Origin of the sequence: Sphingobacterium sp. Ag1, assembly GCF_000988325.1 — a bacterium.
Classification (GTDB): domain Bacteria; phylum Bacteroidota; class Bacteroidia; order Sphingobacteriales; family Sphingobacteriaceae; genus Sphingobacterium.
The window spans coordinates 165,684-172,424 of sequence record NZ_LBGU01000035.1 but is presented as its reverse complement, the minus strand read 5'-3'; the positions used below and the strand labels follow the sequence as shown (position 1 = coordinate 172,424).

The following is a 6,741-nucleotide window of genomic DNA, read 5'->3' as shown; positions in this document are numbered from 1 at the left end:
ACAGACAGACAGACAGACAGATAGATAGACAGATAGAAACATGTACGTTATTGCGGATAAAAAATTAATCGTTGTTTTACAATAAAAACATGGAAAAGTATTATATTGTAGTATGGATTTCATTCCAATAACCACATATTTATTTAATTAATTGAGAAAATGGGTAAATTTGAAGTAAAAACACGGAAAAATGGCGAATTTCAGTTTAATCTAAAAGCTGGAAACGGACAGGTGATTTTAAGCAGTGAAGGTTATACAACTAAAGCAAACTGTTTAAATGGCGTTGAATCTGTTAAAAAGAATGCTCAGGACGATAACAAATTTGATCGTAAAACTTCTACAAACGGTAAGTACTACTTCAATCTCAAGGCGTCCAATGGTCAAATTATCGGAAGCAGCGAGATGTATGAAAGCGCTAGTGGTATGGAAAATGGTATTGAATCTGTCAAGAAGAATGCGCCTGAAGCGACAGTCGAGGAGATAGCCTAAGTCTATATTGAAATGTCGATCTGCTGCAGGTAGACAGTCTGTAAATAGAAGCGCATAGGAGTTGATAGCAAAGAGCCGGTATAAAACCGGCTCTTTTGCGTTTATCTTTCCGCTGGTGGACGTGGAATTGAAAACCAAAAACTGCTGCCCAAGCCTACCGTACTGTCAACTCCTATCAGACCCGCGTGTTTTTTGATAATTTCAGCGGAGATATAGAGTCCGAGCCCGAGCCCCGAGTACGATTTGCCTTCATGGTTTGCTCTATAATATCGATCAAAAATAAAAGGCTGTACTGCCGGATCAATACCTTCACCTTGATCCTTGACGGCTATCTTGATACAATCTTGCAGCTGTTCCACAGAGATATTGATTTCTCTCGATTCTGGTGCATATTTAACGGCATTGTTGACAAAATTAACAAGCACTTGTTCAAGGCGTTGCTCGTCAGCAAATATAGTTGCATCGAGATCGCCCGTAATATTAACTTGATGGTTGCCTTGGGATATGATATTGTGACAACTGGAGGCAAGAATCTTTGATGCTTTGAAGGTTGTTTTTTCGAGATGAAGCTGTCCTTCACTGATTCGGTGCATATTGAGCAGGTCATCAACAAGTGTAACGATTTTTTTGATATTGACAGCAGACTGATCAATAAGCCTTGAAATGATGTCACTTCCAGTTTTGTCCTTAAATCGTTCCAGCAATTGAATCGTTCCCTTTAAGCCTGTGACGGGCGTCTTTAGTTCATGGCTGGCAATGCCCAGGAAGTCATCTTTTTGTGATTCATAATTTTTCCGTTTTGTAATATCTGCCACTACGCCGATGAGGTGAGTTGCATGGCCTTCTGGATCGTATTTGGGAAGACCCGACGCATTGATCCAGTGTAACGATCCGTCAGGCCAACGGATGAGATATTCGGCGTGATAAGTGGTTTTGTTCTGGATAGCATCCTGCACTTTTTGATAGACCATTTCGCGGTGTTCAGGGACGATGCTTCGCATGAGGTCTTCATAGTCAAAGCGGTCGTTTTTGGTGAGACCAAAATTGAGTTTACAGGTTTCGGAACAGTCCATTTTTCCTGTTCTGATATCGCGATTGTAGGAGCCGAGTTCACCAGCTTTTAACGCAATTTCCAACTGATAGTTGAGAGCTTCAAGGTGTTCGTTTCTTTTGATACGCTCGGTAACTTCATTGGCGATAACAATAATAGACTCCGTTTCACCTTCATCATTTTTTAACGGCTCATAAGTGAAATCAAAATAATGATCGCCCAATACCCCCATAGACTCAAGTCTTGCGTAGGCAGTATCTCCAATGTAGTTTTGGCCGGTAGTAAAGACATCGTCCAATATCCCTAAATAAGGCTGTCCCTGTAGTTCTGGAAGCGCTTGTGCAAGCGGTTTGCCGAGGACAATTTCGGTTTTGCGCCAGAGCTTGAGCATCCTATCGTTGGCAACTTCAATAACTAACTCACGGCCTGTTAAAATCGCAAAGCCTATCGGGGCTTTATCTATAAAGGATCTGAATCGACGTTCACTTTTTTTGAGATTTTTATTGAGTAGCACTGTCAAATCATAGGATTTGTTGAGCTGGCTATTGGTGCGATAAAGTTCATCATTGGCAAGCTCCATTTCATCATTAAGCTCGAGCAGTCGTTGTTGCATGGTTGCCATGGTAATATTGACGCCCTCAAGCTCATCAATTTTATCCAGGGAAGAACTTCGAAGCTCGATTTGATCCATCGCTGTCCGCGCAAGACCGGCTAATATCTGGCGATCAGCTGCGGTAAAAGCGCGCGGATGTTTGTCGATAACGCACAGTGAACCGATCATAAAGCCATCATGTGTAATAAGCGGTGCACCTGCGTAAAACCGTAGGCCAAAGTCACCAATTACATTTGGATTGGTCAGTAGCATATCTTCTTTCAGTGTATCTTCAAAGACCGTTACTTTCTTGTCCAGAATAGCCAGACTACACAGGCTTTGCCCCCGATTTGTTTCCTTTGTGGCACCCATGCCAATATTTGCTTTGAAATAAACAGATTCTGCATCGACCAATGATAGCAATGCAATAGGGGCATTAAAGATCTGGCTGGCTAATTTTGCAATTCCATCAAAGCTGGCTTCAGAAGGCGTTCCCGTTATTTTATAGCGTCTGAGAGCATTCAGTCGGTCATGTTCATTTTCAGGCATTATATCCATTCCAAACGTATTCTCTATCATAGTGACCGTGTAATTCTTTTTATAAAGATATCGTTTTAATTACAAAAGCGGAGATGCAATTTTTTTTTCTGTTCATCAGCAATTCAACGATTCCATGAAATCACCAAAAAATTTCTAAACCTATAGTTGAGTTAACAGCATGTGGGTACTTGAACCTTGCTCTGTTGCTTATTGCTGGGGCAGGATGGCAACCCGACCGTAAAAACGGATCCCTTATTGGGTGTGCTTTGGATGTTCACTACACCTTTGTTTCGCTCAATAAGATCCTTACATAAAACAAGACCTACACCCGATCCGGGTTCGTCTTCCGTTCCGAAAGACTTTTGCTGGATCTCATTAAAAAGTGCGGCGGACTTCGAGGGGTTAATTCCTATTCCTTCATCTTGGATATGAATATGTGTATAGGTTTCATCCATACTGGTGTAGATGTTGATATTCCCGTTCACATAGCTGAATTTGATCGCATTACTGATCAAGTTGCGTAAAATAATGATGGTATGATCCCGATTGGCAATTATCTGTGTGCTGTTAGGTATATCAATATTGATTTTTAGTTGTTTAGATTGTGTGTTCTCATTAAAAACTTCAACAATTTGTTGTATCATGGGTTTGATCAATTGGGGGGATGCCTTGGTATTCATCCCCTGCATACTGCTGCTGCCCCATTGCAATAAATCATCCAACGCCTGATTTTGCTGCGTAATTTGTTGAAAGATCTGCTGGATGTATTCCTGGGAGTTTGTGCTGTCGAGCATCTGATTACGAAACATAAAGACCAGTGCTTCCAGGTTGGCAAAAGGACTTTTGATGTCGTGCGCGATAATAGAAAAGATTTTTTCTTTGTCCCGATTCATGGATTCTAAATTGCGGCGTTGCTGCTCAATCTTTTTTATGTTTTTATAGATGATGTCAAGAAAGAAATTGACCGCAACGACCATAAAAGCAAGTGCATTGATAATATTAAAAACCGATCTAGATCGAGGCACTTGCTGGCTCAAGGGGAGTATATCGGGAAGTAGATATAAGAGTGAAATTAAAAAAGCTACCGTAATACAGAGGGCTATATGGATCTTTCGATTATCATACATCAACATGGAGACAATCAATGTGCACAACAAAAAGTATTCGCCACCATTTTTATAAAGTAATGCCCCAGCGAAGAAAAACACAGCATTACTCGTTAACAGTGTTGCCTTAGCAATAGTATGCTTCTCATAATATTGAAGTAGAAGGACCGTAAGCGCACATATTGAATTGCAGAAGTTAATCGCTGCTAAAATATAACGGTGGTCGATAAGATTGAGGATTGAGAAGAAAATTGTCGGAAACAAACATAACAATGCAATCAGATTGATCATATATACGCGTTTGAAATCGATGTATGACATGCCCGGATGTGCACCAATATGGGAAAGTAGTTTCCAATATTTACGAAAGTGATTCATAGAGACGTGTCTGATTTGCTTACAATTTCTAAAGGTTCAAAATTAGCCATAAATCAGGAGTCCAACAATGATTTTTCTTGAATAGCAGGATAAGATTGGCAAAATCTGTCCTGAAAGGAAGATAAAAGGCTACGTCACGCTATTAATTTGGAAAAAACAAACGAATTTCGGTCCCTTGGTTTTCCTGACTAAAGATGGTCATCTGTACGTTCAGTCTTTCCAGAATTTCCTGAACGATAAACAATCCGATACCCTTTCCTTCGTAATCCGCTGAATTTGAGCCACGGAGCCTTTCCATGCGAATATTCTCGAGTTCATGCTGCGGAATACCGATACCATTATCTTTAATAATATATAACACACCGTTCGTTACTTTTTCACTATAAATATGCAGCGCTGCTTTCGTATTGGCCGAAGAGTATTTAATGGCATTGTTGATCAAGTTTGTAAAGATTTGATAGGTTCCATTTTGATCACTGTTTACCGAAAATAGGTCGCCAAAGATAAGTTCTGTATGTGGGCTACGGTATAATAATTTCGCTTCTCGGCACCAATTGGGCAATGTAAGGTCTAAACGGACAGGTTGTTTCCTTAGCTTATTCATTGGAGCAAGGCTCAGTTCTACCGTTTTGTCGATAATATCAGCCATGTTTTCAAGTGATTGATCGATGACCTCATACAATTCGAGCCGCCTATTGGACTGCATATCCAAATGTTCTTTTAGAACACCTATACCCAATTTAGCAAGTGCCAAGGGATTTTTTGCATCATGTGATAGCGTATAGGATACCATGCGCAGGTTGGTTGCGGGATTGATCGCTATATTTTCTTGATCTAAAGATATCTCATGGTGTATCTTATGCGTGACATCGGTGGCGGTGTGGAGGATGGAGTAGGTTCGTCCGCGTTTATCAAAAAGGGGCTTATACTCAAAATCAAAATAACGTTTGATTTTGAAATCACCGTCAACTATCGTTGCGGGAGTTTCAACTGCCTTGTAGGTAACGCCGCTTTCCCAGACATTACGAAGTATATCTGTAAATCCTTCCTCGGTAAAAACCGGAAAAACCTCTCCAAAGGAATGTCCAACGATCTCGTTCTCTGTACGCCACATATTTAGCATACGTGAATTGGCGAATGCGATATTGAGATTCGAATTATTATAAATGGCCGTTGCAATCGGCATCTGATTTAATGCTTCAAAAAAAATCGGAAAATCCTTTTGAGGTTTTTGCATATTGGGTATTTAATGATCATCTGCTTACCACAGAGCGATCGTAAAGGTAGTCAAAAATCAAGCCAATAGCGATGTTTTTTATGTTTTTTGGGAAAAATACGATCAGTCAGTGGGGTTCGAAATTGCGCAATAAAAACCCACTGAATTATTCTTATATTTAATAAACTTCACAGGAGATGTAAGTTAAAAATAGACAGGGATTTGTAATCATGCCAATTATGGATAAGTATTTGGAAATTAGGAAATATGATGTTGAGGACACCAATAAGCTGATCGATATTCTTCATCTGAATATACCGAAGTATTTTGCGCAGAGCGAGGTTGCCGATTTCAGGGAATATCTGGATCAGGAAATGGAAACCTATTTTGTTGCACTGGTTAACGGACAAATTATTGGTGGCGGTGGTGTAGGTTTTTCCGATGATGAACGCACAGGATATTTGAGCTGGAGTTTTTTAAATCCAAAATATCATGGATTTGGTTTTGGAAAAACCCTACTGCATCATCGTATTGACTTTCTTTACGCCCATCATCAGGTTGAAAAGATCGAAGTCGGCACCTCTCAATTTACGTTTGGATTTTATAAGAAAAATGGTTTTGTACTACGGGAAATCCATAAAGATTATTGGGCTGAAGGCTTTGATTTATATGATATGGTCCATACAAGAGAATAGACAAATGACTGAATGCTGGTCAGGCGACATGTTGAAAAATAGGTTGCTACTTAGTGGTTTAATGACGCCAAGTTTTCCTTAATTTGATTCAGGTGGTGTAGGGGATGATAGCTCATCAGGTAAAACATTTCACGTATACTGAGTTTTCCGAGCAAAGGGTGGGGTAAGACCAGGCTATCGAGCTCCTCTTCATTGTACAGTGCGAATAATTGATTAATTGTGGTTATTACTTCTTCTAATTGCGTTATAAGGCCTTCTTTTTGTGCAGGCAGGATTTCATCAGGCAAAAATTGACCTGGCGCCTGTAGGCTTGTTTTGAGATAATTGTTAAGTACTGTATCGTAGTCCCAAGATGTACGTTGTAGGGTGCCGAATTTTTGGACGATGAACTCTTTTGATTGCAGTATCTTTGGAAAGGGTAGAAGCGTTAAGAGGATATGTTTTAGCTGCTGACCAGCTGTCCATTTTTCATGATTACGGTATAAAAAAAGGGGATCAGGTAATGCCTGGATATAGGCAATAACCGTATGATGGTTGTCAGAAAAAGTTTTGATCAGTTCTTGTCGATTCATCCTATTTTTTTTTGGTAAGTGTTTACTTCGGTCGTTTATTCTCGCTTATTGATAAGTCAAAGCCTGCACGCCGTACTAAAAATATAAAATTATTTGCTAACC

The 6,741-nt window shown here is 39.9% G+C and carries 6 protein-coding genes; 2 read left to right on the top strand and 4 right to left on the bottom strand.

Annotated features, from left to right (window positions below; translation table 11 throughout):
• Positions 1 to 159 precede the first annotated feature (159 nt).
• Complete coding sequence (locus AAW12_RS10685) at positions 160 to 489, top strand: YegP family protein (RefSeq protein WP_046673598.1); 330 nt, start codon at positions 160 to 162, stop codon at positions 487 to 489.
• Positions 490 to 590: 101 nt separating this feature from the next.
• On the opposite strand, the gene AAW12_RS10680 is transcribed toward AAW12_RS10685, so the two are convergent.
• From AAW12_RS10680 to AAW12_RS10670, 3 genes are all read right to left on the bottom strand, one after another.
• The gene (locus tag AAW12_RS10680) at positions 591 to 2,711 is read right to left on the bottom strand and encodes an ATP-binding protein (RefSeq protein ID WP_046673597.1); all 2,121 of its coding nucleotides are present in this window, start codon (positions 2,709 to 2,711) and stop codon (positions 591 to 593) included.
• 131 nt (positions 2,712 to 2,842) lie between these two features.
• The gene (locus AAW12_RS10675) at positions 2,843 to 4,156 is read right to left on the bottom strand and encodes a sensor histidine kinase (RefSeq protein WP_046673596.1); all 1,314 of its coding nucleotides are present in this window, start codon (positions 4,154 to 4,156) and stop codon (positions 2,843 to 2,845) included.
• A 142-nt stretch (positions 4,157 to 4,298) separates the two neighbouring features.
• Positions 4,299 to 5,393, bottom strand: coding sequence for a PAS domain-containing sensor histidine kinase (locus tag AAW12_RS10670; RefSeq protein WP_046673595.1), 1,095 nt, complete (start codon positions 5,391 to 5,393; stop codon positions 4,299 to 4,301).
• A 218-nt stretch (positions 5,394 to 5,611) separates the two neighbouring features.
• On the opposite strand from AAW12_RS10670, the gene AAW12_RS10665 reads away from it, so the two are divergent.
• Positions 5,612 to 6,067, top strand: a complete 456-nt coding sequence (locus tag AAW12_RS10665; RefSeq protein WP_046673620.1) for a GNAT family N-acetyltransferase — start codon at positions 5,612 to 5,614, stop codon at positions 6,065 to 6,067.
• A 50-nt stretch (positions 6,068 to 6,117) separates the two neighbouring features.
• Here the strand turns inward: AAW12_RS10665 and AAW12_RS10660 are convergent, their stop codons facing one another.
• Positions 6,118 to 6,639: a DinB family protein gene (locus AAW12_RS10660; protein ID WP_046673594.1), complete on the bottom strand. Its 522-nt coding sequence runs from the start codon at positions 6,637 to 6,639 to the stop codon at positions 6,118 to 6,120.
• Between the last annotated feature and the right edge of the window lie 102 nt (positions 6,640 to 6,741).

Excerpts from the sequence above, each read along its gene's own strand:
- AAW12_RS10685 (WP_046673598.1), top strand. The coding sequence starts at position 160 with ATGGGTAAATTTGAAGTAAAAACACGGAAAAATGGCGAATTTCAGTTT.
- AAW12_RS10680 (WP_046673597.1), bottom strand. The coding sequence starts at position 2,711 with ATGATAGAGAATACGTTTGGAATGGATATAATGCCTGAAAATGAACAT.
- AAW12_RS10675 (WP_046673596.1), bottom strand. The coding sequence starts at position 4,156 with ATGAATCACTTTCGTAAATATTGGAAACTACTTTCCCATATTGGTGCA.
- AAW12_RS10670 (WP_046673595.1), bottom strand. The coding sequence starts at position 5,393 with ATGCAAAAACCTCAAAAGGATTTTCCGATTTTTTTTGAAGCATTAAAT.
- AAW12_RS10665 (WP_046673620.1), top strand. The coding sequence starts at position 5,612 with ATGGATAAGTATTTGGAAATTAGGAAATATGATGTTGAGGACACCAAT.
- AAW12_RS10660 (WP_046673594.1), bottom strand. The coding sequence starts at position 6,639 with ATGAATCGACAAGAACTGATCAAAACTTTTTCTGACAACCATCATACG.